Annotated in this window: 25 protein-coding genes; 18 read left to right on the forward strand and 7 right to left on the reverse strand. The window is 65.3% G+C overall.

All coding sequences use genetic code 11. The features are described from left to right. The 3 genes from trpC to QX039_RS10340 are packed head-to-tail and all read right to left on the reverse strand — an operon-like array spanning window position 1 to window position 3,782. Window positions 1-819 carry an indole-3-glycerol phosphate synthase TrpC gene (gene trpC / locus QX039_RS10330; RefSeq protein WP_315738206.1) on the reverse strand — a complete coding sequence of 273 codons (819 nt, stop codon included), beginning with the start codon at window positions 817-819 and terminating at the stop codon, window positions 1-3. 15 nt (window positions 820-834) lie between these two features. Then, window positions 835-1,848 (reverse strand): anthranilate phosphoribosyltransferase, encoded by a 1,014-nt coding sequence (gene trpD, locus QX039_RS10335; protein ID WP_315738205.1) that lies wholly within the window; start codon window positions 1,846-1,848, stop codon window positions 835-837. Between the two features lie 20 nt (window positions 1,849-1,868). Beyond that, window positions 1,869-3,782, reverse strand: coding sequence for a peptidylprolyl isomerase (locus QX039_RS10340; RefSeq protein ID WP_315738204.1), 1,914 nt, complete (start codon window positions 3,780-3,782; stop codon window positions 1,869-1,871). A 222-nt stretch (window positions 3,783-4,004) separates the two neighbouring features. Here QX039_RS10340 and tpiA point away from each other — a divergent pair, with 222 nt between their 5' ends. After that, complete coding sequence (gene tpiA, locus QX039_RS10345; protein ID WP_315738203.1) at window positions 4,005-4,757, forward strand: triose-phosphate isomerase; 753 nt, start codon at window positions 4,005-4,007, stop codon at window positions 4,755-4,757. Window positions 4,758-4,789: 32 nt separating this feature from the next. On the opposite strand, the gene QX039_RS10350 is transcribed toward tpiA, so the two are convergent. Both QX039_RS10350 and QX039_RS10355 read right to left on the reverse strand, forming a co-directional pair. Further along, on the reverse strand, window positions 4,790-5,317 hold the full coding sequence (locus QX039_RS10350) for a GNAT family N-acetyltransferase (protein ID WP_315738202.1): 528 nt from the start codon (window positions 5,315-5,317) through the stop codon (window positions 4,790-4,792). Between the two features lie 2 nt (window positions 5,318-5,319). After that, entirely contained in the window at window positions 5,320-5,886 is a 567-nt protein-coding gene (locus QX039_RS10355) for an XRE family transcriptional regulator (RefSeq protein ID WP_315738201.1), read from the reverse strand. A 210-nt stretch (window positions 5,887-6,096) separates the two neighbouring features. Here QX039_RS10355 and secG point away from each other — a divergent pair, with 210 nt between their 5' ends. The 7 genes from secG (at window position 6,097) to QX039_RS10390 (ending at window position 13,642) form a co-directional block, all read left to right on the forward strand. After that, a complete protein-coding gene (gene secG / locus QX039_RS10360; RefSeq protein WP_315738200.1) occupies window positions 6,097-6,480 on the forward strand; it encodes a preprotein translocase subunit SecG in 384 nt (127 codons plus the stop codon). Between the two features lie 167 nt (window positions 6,481-6,647). Next, window positions 6,648-8,279 (forward strand): CTP synthase, encoded by a 1,632-nt coding sequence (locus QX039_RS10365; RefSeq protein WP_315738199.1) that lies wholly within the window; start codon window positions 6,648-6,650, stop codon window positions 8,277-8,279. Between the two features lie 81 nt (window positions 8,280-8,360). Further along, entirely contained in the window at window positions 8,361-8,687 is a 327-nt protein-coding gene (locus tag QX039_RS10370) for an NIPSNAP family protein (RefSeq protein WP_315738198.1), read from the forward strand. A 117-nt stretch (window positions 8,688-8,804) separates the two neighbouring features. Further along, entirely contained in the window at window positions 8,805-9,671 is an 867-nt protein-coding gene (kdsA, locus tag QX039_RS10375) for a 3-deoxy-8-phosphooctulonate synthase (RefSeq protein ID WP_315738197.1), read from the forward strand. Then, window positions 9,671-10,882 (forward strand): MFS transporter, encoded by a 1,212-nt coding sequence (locus QX039_RS10380; protein WP_315770834.1) that lies wholly within the window; start codon window positions 9,671-9,673, stop codon window positions 10,880-10,882. The genes kdsA and QX039_RS10380 overlap by 1 nt, the downstream gene beginning before the upstream one ends. 908 nt (window positions 10,883-11,790) lie before the next feature. Continuing rightward, a complete protein-coding gene (locus tag QX039_RS10385; protein ID WP_315738196.1) occupies window positions 11,791-12,072 on the forward strand; it encodes a YrhB domain-containing protein in 282 nt (93 codons plus the stop codon). A gap of 994 nt (window positions 12,073-13,066) precedes the next feature. Continuing rightward, window positions 13,067-13,642: a hypothetical protein gene (locus QX039_RS10390; RefSeq protein ID WP_315738195.1), complete on the forward strand. Its 576-nt coding sequence runs from the start codon at window positions 13,067-13,069 to the stop codon at window positions 13,640-13,642. Window positions 13,643-13,664: 22 nt separating this feature from the next. Here QX039_RS10390 and QX039_RS10395 read toward each other — a convergent pair whose 3' ends face one another. Then, window positions 13,665-13,970, reverse strand: a complete 306-nt coding sequence (locus tag QX039_RS10395) for a hypothetical protein (protein ID WP_315738194.1) — start codon at window positions 13,968-13,970, stop codon at window positions 13,665-13,667. A gap of 28 nt (window positions 13,971-13,998) precedes the next feature. After that, the gene (queF, locus tag QX039_RS10400) at window positions 13,999-14,475 is read right to left on the reverse strand and encodes a preQ(1) synthase (protein ID WP_315738193.1); all 477 of its coding nucleotides are present in this window, start codon (window positions 14,473-14,475) and stop codon (window positions 13,999-14,001) included. A 158-nt stretch (window positions 14,476-14,633) separates the two neighbouring features. On the opposite strand from queF, the gene eno reads away from it, so the two are divergent. The 10 genes from eno (at window position 14,634) to QX039_RS10450 (ending at window position 24,640) form a co-directional block, all read left to right on the forward strand. Continuing rightward, window positions 14,634-15,917 (forward strand): phosphopyruvate hydratase, encoded by a 1,284-nt coding sequence (gene eno, locus QX039_RS10405; protein ID WP_315738192.1) that lies wholly within the window; start codon window positions 14,634-14,636, stop codon window positions 15,915-15,917. A 39-nt stretch (window positions 15,918-15,956) separates the two neighbouring features. After that, window positions 15,957-17,099: a zinc-binding dehydrogenase gene (locus tag QX039_RS10410; protein ID WP_315738191.1), complete on the forward strand. Its 1,143-nt coding sequence runs from the start codon at window positions 15,957-15,959 to the stop codon at window positions 17,097-17,099. Between the two features lie 119 nt (window positions 17,100-17,218). Next, window positions 17,219-18,214, forward strand: coding sequence for an MBL fold metallo-hydrolase (locus QX039_RS10415; RefSeq protein ID WP_315738190.1), 996 nt, complete (start codon window positions 17,219-17,221; stop codon window positions 18,212-18,214). Window positions 18,215-18,478: 264 nt separating this feature from the next. Then, the gene (locus tag QX039_RS10420; RefSeq protein WP_315738189.1) at window positions 18,479-19,648 is read left to right on the forward strand and encodes a serine hydrolase; all 1,170 of its coding nucleotides are present in this window, start codon (window positions 18,479-18,481) and stop codon (window positions 19,646-19,648) included. Between the two features lie 148 nt (window positions 19,649-19,796). Beyond that, on the forward strand, window positions 19,797-20,354 hold the full coding sequence (locus QX039_RS10425; RefSeq protein WP_315770832.1) for an NADPH-dependent FMN reductase: 558 nt from the start codon (window positions 19,797-19,799) through the stop codon (window positions 20,352-20,354). A 146-nt stretch (window positions 20,355-20,500) separates the two neighbouring features. Beyond that, the gene (locus QX039_RS10430; protein ID WP_315738187.1) at window positions 20,501-21,292 is read left to right on the forward strand and encodes an aldolase; all 792 of its coding nucleotides are present in this window, start codon (window positions 20,501-20,503) and stop codon (window positions 21,290-21,292) included. A 64-nt stretch (window positions 21,293-21,356) separates the two neighbouring features. Next, on the forward strand, window positions 21,357-21,674 hold the full coding sequence (locus QX039_RS10435) for a septum formation initiator family protein (RefSeq protein ID WP_315738186.1): 318 nt from the start codon (window positions 21,357-21,359) through the stop codon (window positions 21,672-21,674). Between the two features lie 198 nt (window positions 21,675-21,872). Continuing rightward, window positions 21,873-22,895 carry a pyruvate dehydrogenase (acetyl-transferring) E1 component subunit alpha gene (pdhA, locus tag QX039_RS10440; protein ID WP_315756686.1) on the forward strand — a complete coding sequence of 341 codons (1,023 nt, stop codon included), beginning with the start codon at window positions 21,873-21,875 and terminating at the stop codon, window positions 22,893-22,895. Window positions 22,896-22,924: 29 nt separating this feature from the next. Further along, window positions 22,925-24,322: a pyruvate dehydrogenase complex E1 component subunit beta gene (locus QX039_RS10445; protein ID WP_315770831.1), complete on the forward strand. Its 1,398-nt coding sequence runs from the start codon at window positions 22,925-22,927 to the stop codon at window positions 24,320-24,322. Between the two features lie 12 nt (window positions 24,323-24,334). Further along, window positions 24,335-24,640 (forward strand): DUF5076 domain-containing protein, encoded by a 306-nt coding sequence (locus QX039_RS10450; protein WP_015666657.1) that lies wholly within the window; start codon window positions 24,335-24,337, stop codon window positions 24,638-24,640. Window position 24,641: the final 1 nt, after the last annotated feature.

The raw sequence follows: 24,641 nt of genomic DNA on the forward strand, positions 1-24,641 counted from the left end.
TCACTCAGCCGCGCTGGCGGAGGCGGCATCGCGCGCGAGCAACGCGCGGGTCGCCGCCGTGACGTCCGCCTGCCGCATCAGGCTCTCGCCGACCAGGAAGGTCTGGATGCCGACGCGCGCCAGGCGCGCGAGATCGGCCGGCGTGAAGATGCCGCTCTCGCCGACCAGCAGACGCTCCTTCGGGACCAGCGGCGCCAGCGTCTCGGAGGTCGCCAGCGTGGTCTCGAAGGTGCGCAGGTTGCGGTTGTTGATGCCGATCATCGGCGAGCGCAGCTTCAGCGCGCGATCGAGCTCGGCGCGATCATGGATCTCGATCAGCACATCCATGCCGTGGGCGAGCGCGGCGGCCTCGATCTCCGCAGCCGCGGCGTCATCGAGCGCGGCCATGATGATCAGGATGCAGTCGGCGCCATGAGCGCGAGCCTCGACCACCTGATAGGTGTCGAACATGAAGTCCTTGCGCAGCACGGGCAGGGCGGTCGCGGCGCGTGCGGCGACCATGAAGTCCAGATGGCCCTGGAACGACGGCGTGTCGGTCAGCACCGAGAGGCAGGCCGCGCCGCCGGCCTCATAGGCCCTGGCGAGAACAGGCGGATCGAAATCGGCGCGGATCAACCCCTTCGACGGCGAAGCCTTCTTCACCTCCGCGATCAGCGCGTAGTCGCGGTTCGCATGCTTGGCTCGGATCGCCGCGACGAAGCCGCGCGGCGCTGAGGCATCACGCGCTCGCGCCTCGAGATCCGACAGCGGGCACGCCCGCTTGGCGGCCGCGATCTCCTCGCGCTTATAGGCTTCGATCTTGGCCAGGATATCCGACATGGCGCGCTCCGCAGATCAGTCGTTCGAGACGTCGATCAGCTGCTTCAGCCGCGCTGCTGCGGCGCCGCTGTCGAGCGAATCCCGGCCGATTGCGACGCCTTCCTTCAGCGTCTTGGCGCGGCCGGAGACAACCAGCGCCGCCGCGGCGTTCAGCAGGGCCACATCGCGATAGGGACTCGGCAGGCCATCGAGCACACTCTGCAGCGCCACGGCGTTGGCCGCCGCGTCACCGCCCTTCAGACCATCGCTGCCGCACAGGCCAAGCCCGGCCTCCTCGGGCGAGACCTCGAAGGTACGGATATGGCCGTTCTCCAGGGCGGCGACGAAGGTCGGGCCGGTCAAGGTGATCTCGTCGAGCCCGTCGGAGCCGTGCACGACCCAGGCGGCTTCCGAGCCAAGATTCTTCAGCACCTGTGCCAACGGCTCCACCCATTGCCGCGAGAACACGCCGACCATCTGGCGCCTGACGCCGGCCGGATTGGACAGGGGACCGAGCAGATTGAAGATCGTGCGAGTGGCGAGCTCGACCCGGGTCGGACCGACGTTCTTCATCGCCGGATGATGCGCGGGCGCAAACATGAAGCCGATGCCGGCCTCACGCACGCAGCGCCCGACCTGGTCGGGCTTCAGATCGATCTTGACGCCGAGCGCGGCGAGCACGTCGGCCGCGCCCGAGCGCGACGACAGCGCGCGGTTGCCGTGCTTGGCGACCGGCACGCCGGCGCCGGCCACGATGAAGGAGGCGCAGGTCGAGACGTTGACCGAGCCAGAGCCGTCACCGCCGGTGCCGACGATGTCGACCGCGCTCGCTGGCGCGTCGACGCGCAGCATCTTCGCCCGCATCACGCTGACGGCGCCGGTGATCTCCTCGACCGTCTCGCCGCGCACGCGCAGCGCCATCAGCAGCGCGCCCATCTGCGACGGCGTCGCCTCGCCCGACATCATGCTGTCGAAGGCGGACGCCGCCTCCTCGCGGGACAGCGGCGCGCCGGTCGCCACCTTGCCAATGATCGACTTGAGATCGTCCATCGCGTGCCCCTAGCGATCCGTCATTGGTTGCTGCTGCCGCCGCCGACCACCTGGGCCACGGCAGCCTCGTTGATCGTCGTCCCGATGTCCTTCTCGAGCTTCATGACATAGGCCGTGCCCTGCTCGTCGGCGAGCGCGCGCTGCAACTGGTCCTTCAGCTTCTTGGTGTCTTCGGACGCGAGGTCGACCTTCGGCTCGATGATGTCGGTGACACGAAACACAATCCACTGCCGGCCGCCATCAGCCTCGGTCTGACCGACGCCGTCCTTCGCCGTGCGGAATGCGGCGGTGATCGCTCCGGTGGGGACGCCGGGAACCGAGGCGTCGCGCTTGAACGCGCTGGCCGTCTCGACCTTCACGCCGAGCGATGCCGCCTCGTCGGCGAGCTTGCCGCCCTCGTTGAGCTTCTTGACCAGTTCGGTGGCCTTCGCGCGCAGCTTGGCTGCGACCTCGTCGTCGCGCCAGCGCGCGGCGACCTGATCCTTGACCTCGTCGAGGGGGCGATCGCGCGGCGGGGTGATGCCGAGAACCTCGAACCAGACATAGCCGCCGCGGAACGAGATCGGCTCGTTGTCGACACCGACGTCGCTGTTGAAGGCCTGCGCAACGACATCCAGGCCAAGCGGGATGTTCGAAACGGGCTGGCCGTTAGGTTGCTTGCCGGACCTGTCGACCGCTTCGAGCGTGACGGCATTGAGACCGAGCTTCTTGGCGGCCTCTGACACGCTGGCGCCACCGCCGCGCTCGTCTTCCATCTTGTCGCGAAGATTGGCGACTTGCGACTTGGCGCGGTCGGCTGCGATCTCTTTCTTGATGTCGGCAGCGACGCTCTCATATTCCGGCTGTTGGCCCGGCTGAATCGCGCTGACCTTGATCAGCGCCACGTTGAACGCGCCCTTGACCGGCTGGCTGACCTCGCCGGTCGGCAGCGAGAAGGCGGTATCGGCAACGACAGGGTCGAGAATCGCCGATTTCGTCACCAGACCGAGATCGAGATCGGCTGGGTTGAGGTTGCGCTCCTTGGCGAGCTCGTCGAACGTGACTTCACCCGCGGCGATCCGGGCGCGCGCCGCTTGTGCCTCCTCCATGGTGGAGAAGGTCATCTGCTGGACTTGGCGCTTCTCCGGCGTGCCCATCAGCGCCTTGCGCTGGTCGAACAGCTTCCTGGCGTCCTCGTCAGATACGTCGGTCCACTTGCCGATCTCTTCGGGCGTCACCACGACGAAGGAGATCTTGCGATATTCCGGCGCCTTGAACTGGGCTTTGTGCTCTTCGAAATAGGACGCGAGAACCTCGGGCGAGGGCGCATCGATGGTGCCGGCCTGCGCCGCGTCGAGCTTGATGTAATCGATCGAGCGCTGCTCGTTCTGGAAGCGGCCGAGCGCCTCGAGCATCGTGCTGGACGGCTCCAGCCCGGCCGCGATCGTGCCGGTGATCTGCCGCCGCAGCGACTGTCGGCGCTGGTCAGCCAGATAGCGCTGCTCGGTGAAGCCGAAATTGCGGATGATGGCCTGGAAACGCTGCGGGTCGAACGCCCCGTTCGGGCCCTTGAAGTTGGGATCGCTGAGGATCACCCGCATGGTCTCCGCATCGGACTGGGCGAGACCGAGACGGCGGGCCTGCTCGTCGAGGGCGGCTTCCGCAATCGTCTGCTGCAGAACGGAGCGGTCGAGCCCGAACATGCGGGCCTGCTCGGTGGTCAGCGGACGGCCGAGCTGGCGGCCGATCTGCTGCAGCCGGTCGGTATAGATCTGCCGGAACTCGTTGACCGAGATCTCCGTGCGTCCCACGGTTGCAGCCGTCGACTGCCCGAAGCCGCGGAAGATGTCGGCGATGCCCCAGATGCCGAAACTGACGATCAAAACGCCCATGACCACCGCCATGATGGTCTTGCCGAGCCAGTTTGATGAGGCCTTGCGTAATCCTCGAAGCATGGGTCCAGTCTGTCTGCAGGAAAAAGGATGAAGAGGCCGCGCCTTAAAGCAGATTCCGCAAAAGGCCGTCACCGAGTTGAAACGGCTTATAAAGAGGCCGCCGCCCGGTCGCAACCTCGGCCCTGAGGCCGATTGAAGCGGTGGGAAGACGGCTCCCGCTCTGGTGCTCGTCGAAGGGCTCTGCTAGCCGATGTCCGTCACAACATTTGCTGGAATCCCGCCATGACCGACCGCATCCGGCCGCTGATCGCCGGCAACTGGAAAATGAACGGCCTGAAGGCCTCGACCGCCGAGTTCGACGCAATGCTGGCCGGAGCCGCCGAGGTCACCGGCAAGGCCGATCTGCTGGTCTGTCCGCCCGCCACTCTGGTGGCAGGCTTTGCCGAGAGGGCACGCGGCACCCACGCGATCGCGGTCGGGGCCCAGGATTGCCACCCCAAGGCGTCGGGAGCCCATACCGGGGACATCTCGGCGGAGATGCTGGCCGATGCCGGCGCCAGCGCCATCATCGTCGGCCATTCCGAACGGCGCGCCGATCATGGCGAAACCGATGTTGTGGTGCACCAGAAGACTGAGGCGGTGTGGCGCGCCGGATTGGTCGCGATCGTTTGCGTAGGCGAGACCCTGCAGCGCGATGCCGGGCAAACGCTCGACATCCTGCGCGGCCAGCTCAACCTCAGTCTGCCGCAGGGCTCACGGGCCGACAACCTGGTCGTGGCCTATGAGCCGGTCTGGGCGATCGGCACCGGCCTGACCCCGACCGCCAAGGATGTCGAGCAGATTCATGCCTTTATCAGAGAGCTGCTGATCGATCGCTTCAAGCAGGAGGGAGCGCGGACGCGCATCCTCTATGGCGGCTCGGTGAAGCCCTCCAATGCGGCCGAGCTGATGGCGGTCGCGAATGTCAACGGCGCGCTGGTCGGCGGCGCCAGCCTGAAAGCCTCGGACTTTCTCGCCATTGCGAAGGGCTGTTGAGAAGCGACGTGAGCGAAAACGCGCCAGGCGTTTCAGTCCGCCTGTTCGATTCGCTTCCAATAGATCTTCGTGCCGGTGAGGCCGCCATGCGGCTTCAAGGCATAGTCCGGAATGGTTCCGCTCAGCTGGAAGCCGACGCTTTCATAGAGCTGTGAGGCGCCCCCATCCTCGGCGGTATCGAGGACCAGCATCGTCCGCCCATGCGCGCGGGCGAGGTTTTCGGCCGCGCAGAGCAGCGCGGTCGCGATTCCGCGTTTGCGGTGGCTGATGCGCGTCATCATCTTTGCGATCTCGGCGCGGTGCGGCTGGTTTGGCGGCAGCTTCAGCTGCAGCGTCACGGTCGCGATCACATCCTCTCCATCTAAGGCGCCAAGAACGGCTCGTTCGCCGCGCGCCGCGGCCGACAGCGATTCCCGCCAGAACGCGTCGGCATCCTCCTCGCGAAGCGGGTGCATGAAGCTGACCGAGCCACCATGGGCGACCGTTTCGATCAGCATTGCGCGAAGCGCAGCCCGGATTGCCGGCGTATCGGACAGGGCCGCGATTCGGGGCGGGGACATTCTCAACTCCTGGCAAGGGCGACGACGTAGACGCAGGGCGCGTCGGTCTCATTGGCAAAGGTGGTGTCGATCGGTGGGCCGAAGCCGAGGCAGTCGCCCGGCCCGAGCACGTGGCGTTCCGCGCCTTCCGTGATGGTCAATTGCCCGCTCTGAACCCAGAGGAGCTGGCGGATGTGGATGTAGGAGGAGGCCGGCAAGGTTACGCTGCGGTGCGCCGGCATCTCGACGGTCACCAATTCGATCGGATGATCCGGCCTGAGAAAGACCTGGCGCCTGACGTAGCCCGTGTCCGGGTCGCGCCAGACCGGCTGCTCGGCGGCCTTGGACAGGCGCTCCGACTGGGCTTCGGCGCGGAGCATCAGGCCGGCCAGCGTGAGATCGAACGCGCTCGCGAGCTTGACCAGAATGACCGCGGTCGGGCTGACCTCGGCGCGCTCGATCTTGCTGATGGTGGCCTTCGACACGCCCGAGCGTTCGGCGAGGTCGGCCAGCGACCACCCACGGCCGTCCCGTTCCAGCAGCAGGCGACGGGCGAGCCTCTGGCTGAAGTCGTCTATTATTTGATCCATTCGTCTCTAATAGTGGATATTGAAGCGGCCGGCAAGTGTCGACCCGGAGGGCGACGTCGGCGCTTGTGCGAAGCGCGGTTGGGATTATCTGCGGGGTGGCGTTGCTCGACATGATCGTGTAACACCGCGCAAATTTCCGAATAGCCCGCGAAGCTCTCGCGATCCCGGCCCCCGGTCGGGGCCTGCGAGGGCTTGTGACGGAAGGTCACCATGCAGACTGTCTTGATCGTCATCCACCTCATGATTGTCGCCGTCCTGATCGGTACGGTGCTGTTGCAGAAATCCGAGGGCGGTGGCCTTGGCATGGGCGGCGGCGCCGGTTTCATGTCGAGCCGCGGCACGGCCAACCTGCTAACGCGCACGACCGCGATCCTGGCACTCCTCTTCTTCCTCACCAGCCTGGCGCTGACTTGGCTCGCGGGTCTGGATCGCAAGCCGACCTCGATTCTCAACAACCTGCCGGGGCAGACCCAGTCAGGCGGAGCGACCCCAGTGGCGCCGACCGCGGGCGGCGTGCTCGACCAGCTCAAGAAGGCCGACGAGCAGCAGGCACCCGCGGCTCCGGCTGCGCCGCAGGCCCCGCAGTCGCAATAACGCGGGCAAGCCATGCAGGAACGCAATTGGCGTCCTGCGTCATGAGGCGGTCTCAAGTACCTGAGACCATTAATATTTTGAAGTAACCCACAGGCCCGCGACAGCGTTGCGGGCTGCAAGCGATTCGTTTTGGCGAATCGAGCGCGCGGCATTAAAGGTAGGGTCCCATGGCGCGGTACATCTTCATCACCGGCGGCGTGGTTTCCTCGCTCGGAAAGGGTCTGGCTTCAGCCGCGTTAGGCGCGCTGCTGCAGGCCCGCGGCTACAAGGTCCGGCTTCGCAAGCTCGACCCCTATCTCAACCTCGATCCCGGCACGATGTCGCCGTATCAGCACGGCGAAGTGTTCGTGACCGATGACGGTGCCGAGACCGATCTCGATCTCGGTCATTACGAACGCTTTACCGGCCGGCCGGCGACCAAGGCCGACAACATCACCACGGGCCGGATCTATCAGGACATCCTGACCAAGGAGCGGCGCGGCGACTATCTCGGCGCGACCATCCAGGTCGTCCCGCACGTGACGAATGCGATCAAGGATTTCGTCCTGTCCGGGAATGACGAGTACGATTTCGTGCTGGTCGAGATCGGCGGCACCGTCGGCGACATCGAGGGCCTGCCGTTCTTCGAAGCGATCCGGCAGCTCGGCAACGAGCTGCCGCGCCATCACGCGATCTATATCCATCTCACGCTGCTGCCTTACATTCCGAGCGCCGGCGAGTTGAAGACCAAGCCGACGCAGCATTCGGTCAAGGAGCTGCGCTCGATCGGCATCCAGCCGGACATCCTGCTGTGCCGCACCGACCGCCCGATCCCGAAGGAGGAACGGCGCAAGCTCGGCCTGTTCTGCAACGTGCGCGAAAGCGCCGTCATCGAGGCGCGCGACGTCGACAACATCTATGCCGTGCCGGAGGCCTATCATGCCGCCGGCCTCGACGACGAAGTGCTGGCCGCGTTCGGCATCGAGCTGCGGGTGCCGCCGGCGCTGGCGAGCTGGCACACGATCAACGAGCGCGTCCGCAATCCGGAAGGCGACGTCACGATCGCGATCGTCGGCAAGTACACGGGCATGAAGGATGCCTATAAGTCGCTGATCGAGGCGCTCTCTCACGGCGGGATCGCCAACAAGGTCCGCGTCAAGCTCGACTGGATCGAGAGCGAGGTGTTCGAGAACGAAGACCCGGCGCCATTCCTCGAGCACGTCAACGGCATCCTGGTGCCCGGCGGCTTCGGCCAGCGCGGCGCCGAGGGTAAGATCCGCGCGGCGCGGTTCGCGCGGGAGCGTGACGTGCCGTATTTCGGCATCTGCTTCGGCATGCAGATGGCGGTGATCGAGGCGGCGCGCAATCTCGTCGGCATCACCGAGGCCAACTCGACCGAGTTCGGTCCGACGCCGGAGCCGCTCGTCGGCCTGATGACGGAATGGCTGCGCGGCAACGAGCTGGAGAAGCGCTCCAAGAGCGGCGATCTCGGCGGCACGATGCGGCTCGGCGCCTATCCTGCGGCGCTCAAGCGCGGCAGCCGCGTCTCCGAGGTCTATGGCGGTGCCACCGAGATCTCCGAGCGCCATCGCCACCGCTACGAGGTCAACACCGCCTACAAGGACCGGCTCGAGCAGCACGGTCTGAAGTTCTCCGGCCTGTCGCCGGACGGCGTGCTGCCGGAGATCGTGGAATATGAGGACCATCCCTGGTTCATCGGCGTCCAGTTCCACCCCGAGCTGAAATCGCGGCCATTCGAGCCGCATCCGCTGTTTGCGTCCTTCATCCAGGCGGCGATGGTGCAGTCGCGGCTGGTCTGACGACCGTCTTTGACGGTGTGGCCGAATATTGCGAGAACGCTCCCTGATCACACGATCCAACGACAGATCAGGGAGTGACCAATGATCTACGAGAGCCGCATCTATCGCTGCATTCCAGGCCGGCTGCCGGCGCTGCTGAAGCGCTTCGAGACCACGACGCTGAAGCTGTGGGAGAAGCATGGCATCCGCCCGGTCGGCTTCTTCACGACGCTGATCGGCGAATCCAACCAGGAGCTGACCTATTTCCTGGCCTGGGAATCGCTCGCCGAGCGCGAGACCAAATGGACTGCGTTCATGACCAATCCCGATTGGATCGCGGCGCGCGCCAAGAGCGAGGAGGACGGCCAGATCGTCGCCAACATCACCAGCCAGTTCCTGGTACCGACCGCGTTCTCGGCCTTGAAATAGAAGCCGGAGAGGGGCGGGGATGACCGATCCCCGCAACCCTGCTATTCGCGGGCACAGGCCGGGTTGATCCGGACGCCAGCGCTGGGCATGGTCGCGCACTCTCAAGAGGATGATGTCGTGAACGCTTCGATCTCTGCTGCGCCGGTCGTCTCGGTCGGCTCCATCAGCTTCGGCAATACCCTGCCGCTCGCCGTCATCGCCGGCCCCTGCCAACTCGAGAGCCGCGCCCATGCGCTCGAGGTCGCCTCGGCGCTGAAGGAGATCGCGACGCGGCTGAACATCGGGCTCGTCTACAAGACCTCGTTCGACAAGGCCAACCGCAGCAGCGGCTCGGCTGCGCGCGGCCTCGGGCTTTCGCAGTCGCTGCCGATCTTCGCCGAGATCCGCGCGTCGCTCGGCCTGCCCGTGCTGACTGACGTCCACGATGCGAGTCAGTGCGCCGAGGTGGCGCAGGCGGTCGACGTGCTGCAGATCCCGGCCTTCCTGTGCCGGCAGACTGACCTGCTGCTCGCGGCCGCCGCGACCGGCAAGGTCGTCAACGTCAAGAAGGGCCAATTCCTGGCGCCATGGGACATGGCCAATGTGGTCGCCAAGATCACGGGCTCCGGCAATCGCAACGTGCTGGTCACCGAGCGCGGCGTCTCGTTCGGCTACAACACGCTGGTCTCCGACATGCGCGCGCTGCCGATCATGGCGCGCACGACCGGCGCGCCCGTCATCTTCGATGCCACGCATTCGGTGCAGCAGCCGGGCGGGAAGGGCACCTCGTCGGGCGGCGAGCGCGAATTCGTGCCGGTGCTGGCGCGGGCGGCGGTGGCGGTCGGCGTGGCCGGCGTCTTCATCGAGACGCATCCGGATCCCGATCATGCGCCCTCCGACGGGCCGAACATGGTCCCGCTCGCGCAGTTCGAGGGTCTGCTGCGAACGCTGATGGCGTTCGACCAGCTCGCAAAGGGGCAGGCGACGACCGGCCTCGCGCGCTGATGCACCAGCCCGTGGCCCGGCCCTCCGAGCAGCGCTTTCCTCCGGCCGTGAACATCATCGCGCTGGCGGGCTTCTCGGCGGCGCTGTCGACGCGGGCGCTCGATCCGGTGCTGCCGCATGTCGCCGAGGATTTTTCGATCAGCATCACGACTGCGGCCGGGATCGCGGCCGGCTATGCGCTGATCTATGCCCTGATCCAGCCGGCGATCGGCGCCGCCGCCGATCTGTTCGGCAAGGCGCGGCTGATGACGCTGTGCCTCGCATTGCTCGGTGTCGCCAGCATCCTCGGCGCGCTCGCCACCTCGTTTCCGCTGCTGTTCGCCTCGCGCATTCTTGCCGGCATCGCCTCTGGCGGCGTGTTTCCGGTGGCGCTCGGGCTGACCAGCGATCTCGTTGCACCCGACAAGCGGCAGGTCGCGATCGGCCGCACGCTCGCGGGCTCGATGGCGGGCAACCTGCTCGGCGCGACGGCATCCGGCATCATCGGCGATTTCATCGGCTGGCGTGGCGTGCTCGCGATCCTCGGCGCGCTCGGGCTGATCGCCTCCTTTGCGGTGGCGGCAGGCTTTCGCGGCGCCAAGGTCACGCATGCGCCGACCACCGATCTCGCCGCGCTGAGGAAGGGCTACCGCACCATCTTCACCAACCCCAATTCGCGCTTCTGCTTCTCGGCGGTGTTCGTCGAAGGCTGCTGCGTGTTCGGGCTGTTTCCGTTCATCGCCTCGTTCCTGTTCGATCTCGGCGAGACCTCGCTGTCGATCGCGGGCATCGTCATCGCAGGCTTCGCGGTCGGCGGGCTGTTCTACACGTTCACGGTGTCGAACTTCCTGCCGCGGCTCGGCGTCAAGGGCATGATGATCACGGGCGCTGCCCTGGTCGGGCTGCAGCTCGCCGCGCTCGCCTTCGGCCCGGGCTGGAAGCTGCAGTTCGGCTGCATGCTGCTGATGGGCTGGGGCTTCTACATGATCCATGGCTGCCTGCAGGTGTTCGCCAGCGAGCTGTCGATCGGGGCGCGCGCGACCGCGATGTCGCTGCACTCGTTCTTCTTCTTCATGGGCCAGACGGTCGGCCCGATCGCCTATGGCTTCGGCCTGGTCCATGGCGGCAAGCAGCCGACGCTGCTGATCGCCGCCATCATGATGGTCGTGCTCGGCTTCGCCTGCGCCGCGCTGCTGCGGCAGCGGCCGCCGGCGGATGCAGCGGCGACGTGACGGCGCGCTCGTTTGCGAGCCGGCCATCCTTTCCTCGCTGTTGATGCTGATGCTGCGCGCCTCTGACATGGCGTGTTGCTGTCGTTGACACGGACGCACCGCCCCGATCTCGCGGCGCATCGGCGTCCGAGCTTTGCCTTTGAGAGTGCCCTTTTCCGAGAAGAGGGCACGGGGAATGCCGGGAGCTGGCCGCCCCCATGGCCCGCCAGCGAGAAAAAATGCTGGCGGCAGGAACCACAGGTTCAGCCGAGACATCCCGGCATTCCCCGCGCGATGGTTGGGCGGCTTGTACGTACTCTCCCCGGGGACCGGGCTGTCTTGCCCCCGTGACCGGCGGATCATCATCACCGCCAGCGTAGCCTCAGCGTCGGGAGGCCAGGACCATACGATTTCGCCGGCGCATCAGGCTCGTTCGTCCGCATGAGTGATCACGCTGCGAACCCGACACGCCCACCGCATCCCGCCTCAACGTCCGTGACGACCGCGAAGCGCCCCTCTGATCGAGACGGGATGGTGATAGTCAATCACAAATTCCGATAAAGCGAAAGTGGAATATTTTTAGCGGGATGTCTGAGAGCGGTGATCGGCTTGAAAGCGCGGCACAAACTGGCTTTCGGGGCAGCGGTTTGATGGTTGCGTCGACTGAGAAGGTCGAACGGGAGCGTGCCCGTCGGGCGACTCAGTGGCCATAGGCTCGCGGGCGGGAGAAGATTCATTCAGTGGTGCGGTACAGGGCTGAGACCCAGGAAGGCCTGCTCAACTGAAAAGTACCAAGCCAAATAGATGAGTATCAGTGAGGCCACACAGGCGCAGGCTACCTTTTCCCGAAACACTGTCTGACTTGTTCGTAATGCCCACAACGAGCGGGTATAAGTCTGCCAGTTTGTATGGTGTTTGAGGACTCACGGATGGTTTCTTTCGACGAAGCGAGAGAGTTGGCCGCCAGACACGTCGCGGAACTGGAGCAAGTGGCTGGATGCGAGTTGGTGGTTCTTGAAGAGGCCACGAAAAATGTGGAGCAAGGATGGGTCTTCTTTTATGACTCAAAGTTGCATCAAGAGACGGACGAGTTTCAGTATTCGCTTGCCGGAAACGCTCCCATCTTCATAGATCGGGACGGCAAGCTCCGAAATTTGCCTACCTACCTGTCGTGGCAGGAAGGGCTGAAGCTGGTGCTTGCAGAAAATTGAGACGGGTTTGATCGTCGCTCTAGAAGAGAACTGCCGGAAATACGTCTTTGCTCCTGCCAAATCTTCTTGCAGGATGGCGGAATGACAACCGAAGGTTGTTTCTCCGCCGATATCTCGCCCAGCAATGCAGACGCTGCCGCATGCGTTCGTGCAATCCTGGCCGCCGTCTGCCCCCTGGCGGCCGAGTACTATGCCCTACAGGTAAGCCCCTGGGCGTCACCGGTGAGATCGCCGAGTTCGCCGCCGCAGAATGCCTCGGTCTTGGCGCGTACCGCTGGGTATGACGCCGTTCGCCAAAGTCCGAACGGACCCGTTCGTATCCAGATCAAGGGCCGCGCCTGCACCGGGAATGCAAACCGAGGCCAGCGGATCGGGCGCATCGAGCTCGACTCCGCCTGCGACGTGGCTCTACTGGTGCTACGAAATACGGTGACATTGCACTAAATGCCCCGGAGCGGCGGATTGTGAATTAAGTGCACTGTCACCATAATCCTGGGATTGTGAATTAAGTGCACTGTCACCGTAATCCCGTAATCCCATACGATTTCGCCGGCGCATCAGGACCGCTCGTCCGCATGAGTGATCACGCTGCGACCCCGACACGCCCACCGCATCCCGCCTCAACGTCCGTGACGACCGCGAAGCGCCCCTCTGATCGAGACGGGACGGGAGCAATCAATCACGAATTCCGATAAAGCGAAAGAAGAATGTTTTTCGCGGAAGATCTGGACAGGGGTGATCGCCCTGAGCGGACAACAAAATTCAGTTTTGAGGCGCAGGAGGTTCAGCAGTCGAAATCGATGGCGAAGGGCCTCGCCTGATAGCAACCATGCCCGACGGGCGACTCGCCGCCACGGACGGTCATTGATGCGGGACTTTGCATGCGCTGCGCCGCAAATGCGTGCGCCGGCCAATACAACCTGAAGGTATTTTGACTTGTGTTTCTGATTTGTTCTATCTAATATTCTTGGCGGTGAGTGAAGGGAGAACGACGGTGAAGCGGGCGGGGCATTTGTTGCTGTATGTCGCGATCGTTGCGGGCGGTTTCCATCAGGCGCTGGCGCAGCCCTCGGCCAAGTCCGAGAGCCCACGCGTTGCTGCGACGGCGCCTGCCAAGATCCTGCTCAGCGCCCACAGGGGCGATGCGACCATTCTGACCATCTCCGACCAGGATAGCGACACCGCCGCGGTGACGTTCCGGATCGAGCTCGACGACGCGATCGAGAGCTGCCTGCGCGAGCCGCCGCCTGACGACAGCAAGCCGGCGGAAGTGGCGCGTTGCGCCAAGCAGGTCATGGATCTCAACGCCGGCAAACAGACCAAGCGGCGGGCGATGTGCTCCAAGAACACGGTTTATACCGAGTTCGGCAACTACTCGCTGGTCGGCACCGGGGAGCCTCAGTCGAGCGGCGAAGGAAAGAAGATGATCCGCACCAACTGGAAGGATCATCGCAACGAGCAGATCGTCGACAACAGCACGGCGGCGAGGACGGACGCAATGCTGAGTACGTTTCAGATCCTGTGTCCATCCGCCTACAAGGCGAAGTTCGACGGCTACTACGCGTATTGAGGCAGGAGCGCGCGATCGGCGACTACCAGTCGAGGTTGGCCGAGCGGCACGTCTCGCAGACGCTCACATCGTCCTTCCGGGAAAGCGGACGACGGCAGCGGTGGCACGTGCCTTCCGTCAGCGTTACATGCAGCGTCAGAGCTTTGGCTTCCCTCATCGAGAAGCCAAACTGGGCGACGAGCAGTTTGTGGCCCTCAATCTGGCTGCGGCGGATTTCGGCTGCAATTCTCGCCTTGTCCGTTGCTGACAGCGAAGGCGGCCACGTGACGGTTGTGGTGCACTTGGGACAGAACACCGACAGGCGGGCATATTCGACTGCGCCGTTCACGACCGCACCTTCCGCTTCTCGATCGTCATCACCCCCGCCCGCGATACGGCGCCACGCCCTGGTCCGGCACCCACAGGCCCTTCGGCAGCTTGCCCGTTTGCCAGAACACGTCGATCGGGATGCCGCCGCGAGGGTACCAGTAGCCGCCGATGCGCAGCCATTTGGGCTTGATCTCTGACGCCAGGCGCTTGCCGATCGCGACGGTGCAGTCCTCGTGGAAGGCGCCGTGGTTGCGGAAGCTCGCGAGGTACAGCTTGAGCGACTTGGATTCGACCAGCCAGGGACCGGGGGCGTAGTCGATGACGATATGGGCGAAGTCCGGCTGACCGGTCACGGGGCAGAGCGAGGTGAACTCGGGCACCGTGAAGCGGGCCAGGTAATCCGTGTCCTTCTGCGGATTGGGAACGCGGTCGAGCTTGGCCGCGTCCGGACTGTCGGGCGTCGCCACCTCGCGGCCAAGCTGAAGGCCGGCGGATGTCAGGGATGGGTTGGATTTTTTCGCCATGTGTCGTGTCACCTGCCGCAGAGGCGCCCCTTTAGCCAATCGGAGCGCCCACGTCATCCGCTTCGTGATTTCCGCGTCAGGTGGCCTTTTCGCCCCCGTGACCTTGCGGTAGAAGCAGCGCAACAACGTCCACCCAGAAACGCCCGCGAGAGGACCTCATGACCGCCATCGTCGACATCATCGGCCGCGAAATCCTGGACAGCCGTGGCAATCCCACGGTCGAGGTCGACGTCGTGCTGGAGGACGGCTCGGTCGGCCGCGCCGCCGTGCCGTCCGGCGCCTCCACCGGCGCCCACGAGGCGGTCGAGCTGCGCGACGGCGACAAGCACCGCTATCTCGGCAAGGGCGTGCTGAAGGCCGTCGAGGCCATCAACGACGAGGTCTATGAGGCCTTGAGCGACATGTCGGTGCAGGACCAGGTCCAGATCGACCAGATCCTGATCGAGCTCGACGGCACCGAGAACAAGAGCCGGATCGGCGCCAACGCCATTCTCGGCGTCTCGCTCGCCTGCGCCAAGGCGGCGGCGATCTCCTACGACATGCCGCTGTATCGCTATGTCGGCGGCACCTCGGCCCGCACCCTGCCGGTGCCGATGATGAACATCGTCAATGGCGGCGTGCACGCCGACAACCCGATCGACTTCCAGGAATTCATGATCATGCCGGTGGGCGCGCCGAGCTTCGCCGAGGCGTTGCGCTGCGGCTCGGAGATCTTCCACACGCTCAAGGCCGAGCTGAAGAAGGCGGGCCACAACACCAATGTCGGCGACGAGGGCGGCTTCGCGCCGAACCTGCCGTCGGCGGACGCCGCGCTCGACTTCGTCATGAGCGCGATCGGCAAGGCCGGCTATACCGCGGGCGAGGACGTCATGCTGGCGCTCGACTGCGCGGCGACCGAGTTCTTCAAGGACGGCAAGTATGTCTACGAGGGCGAGAACAAGTCGCGCTCGCGCTCCGAGCAGGCCAAGTATCTTGCGGATCTGGTCGCCCGCTACCCGATCGCCTCGATCGAGGACGGCATGTCCGAGGACGACATGGACGGCTGGAAGGAGCTGACCGACCTGATCGGCCACAAGTGCCAGCTCGTCGGCGACGACCTGTTCGTCACCAACGTCAACCGTCTCGCCGACGGCATCCGCAACGGGCGCGCCAATTCGATCCTGATCAAGGTCAACCAGATCGGCACGCTGACGGAGACGCTGGCCGCGGTCGAGATGGCCTACAAGGCCGGCTACACCGCCGTGATGTCGCACCGCTCCGGCGAGACCGAGGATTCCACGATCGCCGATCTCGCGGTCGCCACCAATTGCGGGCAGATCAAGACCGGCTCGCTGGCGCGCGCCGACCGCACCGCCAAGTACAACCAGCTGCTGCGCATCGAGCAGGAGCTGGATGCGCAGGCCAAGTATGCGGGCAGGGCGGCGCTGAAGGCGCTGGCCTGAGTCTGGACTAAGCTAACCAAAGAAAAAAGGGAGGCACGCATGGGTGTCGAGACACAGGGCCTGCAACTGCGGACCCTGATCAGGCGCAGCGGCGAGCTCGAGCTCTCGCTGGTCGACGTGCCGACCCCCGAGCCGGGGCCGGACGAGGTGGTGGTGCGGATCGAGGCGGCGCCGATCAATCCGTCCGATCTGGGCCTCCTCGTCGGCGCGGCCGATCTGTCGACCCTGCAGGCGTCCGGCACCACGGACCGCCCCGTGGTCACCGCCAAGGTGCCGGAGGCGGGTATGCGGGCGATGGCCGGCCGGCTCGATGAGTCGCTGCCGATCGGCAATGAGGGCGCGGGCGTGGTGGTCAAGACCGGCTCCTCGGACGCCGCCAAGGCGCTGATGGGCCGCACCGTCGCGGCCATCGGCGGGGCGATGTACAGCCAGTATCGCTGCCTGAAGGTCTCCGAATGCCTGCCGCTGCCGGCCGGCACCACGCCGGCCGAGGGCGCCTCCTGCTTCGTCAACCCGCTGACGTCGCTCGGCATGACCGAGACGATGCGGCGCGAGGGCCACACCGCGCTGGTGCATACCGCGGCCGCGTCCAACCTCGGGCAGATGCTCAACAAGATCTGCCTCAAGGACGGCATCCCGCTCGTCAACATCGTGCGCAGCGCTGATCAGGCCGAGCTGTTGCGCGGCATCGGCGCGAAATACATCGTGGATTCGACGGCGCCGACTTTCATGGACGACCTGATCGCGGCGCTGGTCGAGACCGGCGCGACCATCGCGTTCGATGCGATCGGCGGCGGCAAGCTCGCGGGCCAGATCCTCAACGCGATGGAAGCCGCGATCAACAAGTCCGGCAAGCATCCCTACAGCCGCTATGGCTCGAACGTGCACAAGCAGGTCTACATCTACGGCAGCCTGGACACGCGCCCGACCGAGATCACGCGCGGCTTCGGCATGACCTGGAGCGTCGGCGGCTGGCTGCTGTTTCCGTTCCTGATGAAGATCGGCAAGGCGGATACCGAGCGGCTGCGCCAGCGCGTCGTCGATGAGCTGAAGACGACCTTTGCGAGCCACTACACCAAGGTCGTTTCCTTGTCCGAGGCGCTCGATCCGGCCAACCTCGCCGTGTACGCCAAACGGGCCACCGGCGAAAAATTCCTCATCGACCCCAGCAAAGATAAGTGACCTAACGTCGCTCCTCGGACGTTGCTGACGGGCTTGCGTTTGGCCCACATGCGGAGACAATCCGCCCCGTTTGTCTGGGGGCGGTGTCAGCCGCATGGAGCACTGAGGAGAGATTTGTCATGACCCTATTGGATCGCCGTCGATTTCTGGCCGGCGCGGCCCTCGCCGGAGCTGCAACCGCTTTGCCGCCGCTGGCCGGACAGGCACGCGCAGCGGTTGCACCCGCCGGCGCGCAGGCGCCCGGCTTCTATCGCTACAAGGTCGGCGACTATGAATGCACCTCCGTCAATGACGGCGCGCGCACCTTCCCGATGCCCGACACGTTCGTCGTCAACACGGCGAAGGACGACGCGCTCGCGGCTGCCGAAAGCGCCTACATGCCGAAGGGCATGATCACGATCCCCTTCAATCCGCAGCTGATCAACACCGGCTCCAAGCTGGTCCTGATCGACACCGGCAACGGCGCTGGCGCCTTCGAGGCCAGCAAGGGCGCGGTTGGCCGCACGCTGCAGAACCTCGCTGCCGCCGGCGTCGATCCGAAGAGCATTGACGTCGTCGTGCTCTCCCACATGCATGGCGACCACATCAACGGCCTCAAGCTCGCCGACGGCTCGCTGGCGTTCCCGAACGCCGAGCTGAAGGTGCCGGCCAAGGAGTGGGCGTTCTGGGCCAGCGACGAGAATGCCGCCAAGGCGCAGACCGACTTGATGAAGGGCAATTTCGCCAACTTCAAGAAGGTGTTCGGTGGGCTCGAGAGCAAGGTCACCCAGTACGAGTGGGACAAGGAGGTCGCGCCCGGCATCACCGCGCTCGGCACGCCCGGTCACACGCCGGGCCACACCTCGTTCGCCGTCGCCTCGGGCAATGCCAGGGTCCTGATCCAGGCCGACGTCACCAACGTCCCCGAGCTGTTCCTGCGCAACCCGGACTGGCACGTGATGTTCGACACCGATGCAGCGATGGCGCAGGAGACGCGGCACAAGTTCTACGACATGGCCGCCGCCGAGAAGGCCAAGGTGATCGGCTTCCACTTCTCGTTCCCCTCGGTGGGCTATGTCGAGAAGGACGGCGCCAAGTACCGGCTGATTCCGGCGCCGTGGAATCCGGTGATCTGAGCAGGGACCGCGAATTCGTCGCCGTCATTGCGAGCCAACGGGTCCGCGCGAACGCGCGGCCCGATGACAGGCTCCGCGAAGCAATCCAGGGCTCGGTTGGGACTCTGGATTGCTTCGTCGCTTCGCTCCTCGCAATGACGGAGAAGAGAGAAGGGGGGCCGCCTTCGGGCGGCCTGCTCGTTTTTGCATATGCGAAATGTCGGGCTTTCCGCGGCTCGCGCGAGCGCCTATGTCGAACCTCCCGGGATGTCCGCAGGGCCTTGCATGTCGACCGATCTCTCAACCTCCAGCGCCGATCTTTCCAACTGGCGCTCCGCGCCGTTCAGCCGCTGGGCCTTCCACAACATCCGGTCGATCCTGCCGGTCGCCGACATCGAGAGCGCGCCCGGCAGCGCGTGGCCGCTGCCGGCAAGTCCGATCTCCTTCGATCAGTTCAGCCTGCGGCTGCCGAAGGGCGGCACGCTCGACCTCGACGGCTTCCTGAAAGCGACGGCGACGGACGGGCTCCTGATCCTCCACGACGGCCGCATCGTGTTCGAGCACTATGACGGCGGCACCGACCGCGACACGCCGCACATCCTGATGTCCGCGACCAAATCGATCACCGGGCTGATGGCCGGCATCCTGGCCGGCCGCGGCGAGCTCGACGTCGACGCCGAGGTCACGCGCTACGTGCCGGAAGTGGCAGCCACCGCCTATCGCGGCGCCACGATCCGACAGCTCCTCGACATGCGGGCCGGCATCATCTTCGACGCCGCCGGCCTGCAGGCCTATGCCGACGCCGCGGGCTGGGAGCCGGTCGCACCTCGCACGACGCCGAACCTGCATGAATTCTATGAGACGATGCGCGCGCAGGCGATTCCGCATGGCGGCACCTTCAGCTACGTCTCCGCCAACACCGATCTGCTCGGCTGGGCGATCGAGCGCGCCACCGGCCGCAGCTTCGCGAGCCTGGTCAGCATCTTGCTATGGAAGCCGATGGGGGCGAGCGGCGAGGCCTTCATCACGCTCGACCGCAAGGGCGCGCCGCGCTGCACCGGCGGGTTCTGCGCCACGCTGCGCGACGTTGCGCGGCTCGGCCAGCTCGTGCTGTCAGGCGGCCGGCGCGGCTCGCACACGATCATCCCCGAAGCCTGGCTCGACGACATCAGGCACAATGGCGACGCCCAGGCGTGGCGCGACGGGCAGTGGCGCGACAGCTTTGCCGCCATCAGCCGCAACATGCATTATCGCAGCGGCTGGTACGTCATCAACGACCAGCCGCAGCTCATGTTCGCGATGGGCATTCACGGCCAGAACCTGTTCGTCGATACGTCCAACGACATCGTGATCGCCAAGGTCTCGTCATGGGCGCAGCCGGTCGACGGACAGGCCATCTGGCTGACGCGTCAGGCGGTGGCGGAATTCACCCGTCATCTCAAAGAGACCGGTTGAGCCCGAGGGAAGCGGCAGGCGGGCGGGGTCATCGAGCGCCTCTTGCGATGAAGCGCAGTGTTTCGCGGGATCCGGTTTCATGCACTTGCATGTTCCTGCCGGAGCGCTTTAAGTGCCCCTCACACGCCGCTCCTCAAAGGATCTCCCCATGCCTGCACCCTATTCGATCGTCGCCCTCGTCGGCAGTCTCCGCAAGGAGAGCTTCACGCTCAAGATCGCCAAAGCCCTGGCCAAGCTGGCGCCGGTCAGCCTGAAGATCGACGTCACCACGCTCAACGGCCTGTCGTTCTTCAACCAGGATCTCGAAGCCAATCCGCCGGCCGACTGGCTCGCCCTGCGCGACAAGCTGAAGGCCTCGAACGGCGTGCTCATCTTGACGCCCGAATACAACCGCTCGATTCCCGGCGTGCTGAAGAATGCGATCGACATCGCCTCGCGCCCCTATGGGCAGAGCTCGTTCCTGGGCAAGCCGGTCGGTCTCATCGCCAACTCGCCGGGTGCGCTCGGCGGCGTCGCGGCGGCCAAGCACCTGCAGAACATCATGCCGGGCATCTCGGGTCCGGTCATGGGGCAGCCGGAAATCTACCTGAATGGGGTCGGCGACGCCTTCGACGCCCAGGGCGAGTTGGTCAAGGACTCGCTCAAGACGGTGCTGCAGCAATATCTGGAGGCGTTCGCCGCCTTCGTGGCCAAGCAGAACGGCTGACCAGGGTCGTCGCCGTGCGTCCGCCCGTGCGGCGGTCGCCAACTGCATGACGGGTATGATGCGGGCAGGGCGTTGACGCGCCTTGCCCGATCCGTTTCAAGGCAATGCCGGACCTGCGCAAGGATGCGCATTGCCAAGGAAGCACGATGGCCCATTCGTTCACACCCGCGTCGTCGGCGAAGCCCGGCCCGAACCAGCCGGATCTCGACTCGGAGGCCGTCTGGCAGGCGCGGATCGACCTTGCGGCCTGTTTCCGGATGGCGGCGCGGCACGGGCTCGAGGAGGGCATCTGCAACCACTTCTCGGCGCTGGTGCCCGGCTATGACGACCTCTTCATCGTCAATCCCTACGGCTATGCCTTTCGTGAGCTGACCGCCTCGAAGCTGTTGGTTTGCGATTTCGACGGCAACGTCATTGCCGGCGACGGCCGCCCGGAGGCGACCGCATTCTATATCCACGCCCGCATCCACAAGGCGCTGCCGCGCGCCAAGGTCGCGTTCCATACGCATATGCCGTATGCCACCGCGCTCTCGATGACCGAAGGCGATCCGCTGATCTTCGCCGGGCAGACGGCGCTGAAATTCTATGGACGAACCGCCGTCGACGCGAACTACAACGGGCTGGCGCTCGACGCGCGCGAGGGGGACCGCATCGCCGGGGCTGTCGGTGATGCCGACATCGTCTTCATGAAGCATCACGGCGTCATGGTCCTGGCGCCGACCATCGCCGAAGCCTGGGACGATCTCTATTATCTCGAGCGCGCCTGCCAGGTTCAATGCCTGGCGCTGTCAACCGGGCGCAAGGTGGTGCCGGTGGCGCCCGACATCGCCGAGGCCGCCTATCGCCAGATGCGGGAGGGGGATGCGGAATCGGCGCGGCTGCATCTCGAAGCGATCAAGCGGACGCTCGACGCCGAGGAGCCCGCCTATCGGGCTTGAGCGCGTAGCGGGGCGGGGGCTCAGGGTTAGCGCTTCCTTAACCGGGGCGCCGCATTCTCGGGCCATGGTCTCCCGCGCGCGCCTCAAATCCTTCCTGACCGGGCTAGCCCTCTACACGATGGCGGCCGCCATCATCGGCTATTTCGGCATCAACGCCTATACCGGCCGGTACGGCCTGACCGCGCGTCAGGAGCTCGACCAGGAGATCATTGCGCTCACCTCCGAGCTCGCCCGGTTGAAGCAGGAGCGGGCGGAGGGTGAGAAGCGCGTATTGCTGCTGCGCTCCGACCGGGTCGATCCCGACATGCTCGATGAACGCGCCCGTTTTCAGCTCGGCTATGCCAACCCGCGTGATCTGATCCGGATCAATCGGCCGCAGTGACGCGTGTCCCTTCGCCGCGGTGCCTAAACTTTAGCAGGCCGTGGCGTCAGGAATTTCAAAAACGCGCTCATCAGCATTCGTTTATTTCGCGCTCGTTTGCAGTGCGGCAAAGCAAAATGAACCGCAATTCACGCAGTCCTTTTACGTGCCTTGGAGTTGAGCTAGAGAGAGCTACTTTTTCTCTCATCCGGAATTGCCATGGCCGCACCCAAGAAGACCGCCGCAAAGGAACAAGGGCAGGACAGAGACAACGGCCCGCCGCCGGAATTCACCAGAGAACAGGAATTGGCCGCGCTGCGCGACATGCTGCTGATCCGTCGCTTTGAGGAGAAGGCGGGTCAGCTTTATGGCATGGGTGCGATCGGCGGTTTCTGTCACCTCTACATCGGGCAGGAGGCTGTGGTCGTCGGCATGCAGATGGCGCTGAAGCCGGGCGATCAGGTCATCACCGGCTATCGCGATCACGGCCACATGCTGGCGACCGGGATGGATGCCAAGGGCGTCATGGCCGAGCTCACCGGGCGCCGCGGCGGCTACTCCAAGGGCAAGGGCGGCTCCATGCACATGTTCAGCATGGAGAAGAATTTCTTCGGCGGCCACGGCATCGTCGGCGCCCAGGTGTCGCTCGGGACGGGCCTCGCGCTCGCCAACCGCTACCGCGGCAACGACTCAGTCAGCATTGCCTATTTCGGCGACGGCGCGGCAAATCAGGGGCAGGTCTATGAGAGCTTCAACATGGCGGAGCTCTGGAAGCTGCCGGTGATCTACGTCATCGAGAACAACCGCTATGCGATGGGCACGGCCGTGTCGCGCGCCTCGGCGCAGACCGACTTCTCCAAGCGCGGCATCTCCTTCAACATTCCGGGCGAGCAGGTCGACGGCATGGACGTCCGCGCCGTGAAGGCTGCCGGTGAGAAGGCCGTCGCGTGGTGCCGCGAGGGCAAGGGCCCGTACATTCTGGAAATGCAGACCTATCGCTATCGCGGCCACTCGATGTCCGACCCGGCCAAGTATCGCACCCGCGAGGAAGTCGAGAAGGTGCGCCACGACCAGGATCCGATCGAGCAGGTACGCAACCGCCTGCTGGCGGCCAAGGTCACGGAGCAGGATCTCAAGGCGATCGATGCCGACGTGCGCAAGATCGTCAACGAGGCCGCCGATTTCGCCCAGGCCGATCCCGAGCCGGATGTCGCCGAGCTCTACACCGACGTTTACCGTTAAGCGCAGACGCTGTTTTGTCCGGAGCTGATATGCCAATTCAAGTTTTGATGCCTGCGCTGTCGCCCACGATGGAGAAGGGCAATCTCTCCAAATGGCTGAAAAAGGAAGGCGAGGCGATCAAGTCGGGTGACGTGATCGCCGAGATCGAGACCGACAAGGCCACGATGGAGGTCGAGGCGACCGACGAAGGCACGCTCGGCAAGATCCTGATCCCCGAAGGCACCGCCGACGTCGCGGTCAATACGCCGATCGCGACCATCCTCGCGGACGGCGAGACCGCGGCCGATCTCGGCAAGGCCGCATCACCTGCGGCCGAGACGAAGGCTGCGCAATCGGCGCCGCCGTCTGAGCCTGCCGCAGCCACGCCGGCCGCGCCTGCGCCGACCGGCGTGGCTGCGCCGCAGAGCATCGCTCAGCCCGATCCCGAGGTGCCCGCGGGCACCGAGATGGTCACGCAGACCATCCGCGAGGCGCTGCGCGACGCGATGGCCGAGGAGATGCGCCGCGACGGCGACGTCTTCATCATGGGCGAGGAGGTCGCCGAATATCAGGGCGCCTACAAGGTCACCCAGGGCCTGCTGCAGGAGTTCGGCGCCCGCCGCGTGATGGACACGCCGATCACCGAGCACGGCTTCGCCGGCATCGGTGTCGGTGCCGCGATGGCCGGCCTGAAGCCGATCGTCGAGTTCATGACCTTCAACTTCGCCATGCAGGCGATCGACCAGATCATCAACTCCGCAGCCAAGACGCTCTACATGTCCGGCGGCCAGATGGGCTGCTCGATCGTGTTCCGCGGCCCGAACGGCGCGGCGGCGCGCGTTGCCGCCCAGCACAGCCAGGACTACTCGTCCTGGTACTCGCACGTGCCCGGTCTGAAGGTGGTCGCGCCGTATTCGGCGGCGGACGCCAAGGGCCTGCTGAAGGCCGCGATCCGTGATCCGAACCCGGTGATCTTCCTCGAGAACGAGGTGCTGTACGGTCATTCCGGCGAGGTGCCGAAGCTCGACGACTACGTGATTCCGATCGGCAAGGCGCGCATCGCGCGCGCCGGAAAGGACGTGACGATCATCGCGTGGTCGAACGGCATGACCTATGCGCTCAAGGCCGCCGACGAGCTCGCCAAGGAGGGCATCGAGGCCGAGGTGGTCGACCTGCGCACCCTGCGCCCGATGGACACGGAGACCATCGTCGCCTCGGTCAAGAAGACCGGCCGCGCCGTCACGGTGGAAGAGGGGTGGGCGCAGAGCGGCGTCGGTGCCGAGATTGCCGCGAGGATCATGGAGCACGCCTTCGACTATCTCGATGCGCCGGTCGTCCGCGTGTCCGGCAAGGATGTGCCGATGCCGTATGCGGCCAACCTCGAGAAGCTCGCGCTGCCGTCGGCGGCGGAGGTCGTGCAGGCCGCCAAATCCGTCTGCTACCGCTAAGGGAAAGCCCAGATGGCCGGACCCAAGGAGCAGCCATTGCCGCCGGACGTCATCGGCCGCGAGGACGCCACCGAAGTGTTGCGCGCCTTCGTGCTCGATGGCGGGCTCTCGATCGCCTTCCAGCGCGCCTTCGAGGAGCCCGACGTGTGGGGGCTGCTCCTGGTCGACGTCGCCCGCCATGCTGCGCGCGCCTATGCGCGCGAGAGCGATTATTCCGAAGACGAGGCGCTGCAGCGCATCGTCGAGATGTTCGAAGCCGAGCTGGCTCGGCCGACCGACACGGGCACCACCAGCCCCAGGTCGAAACAAGGTCACTGAT

The sequence above is a fragment of the Bradyrhizobium sp. SZCCHNR1043 genome, from assembly GCF_032489675.1.
Classification (GTDB): Bacteria; Pseudomonadota; Alphaproteobacteria; order Rhizobiales; family Xanthobacteraceae; genus Bradyrhizobium.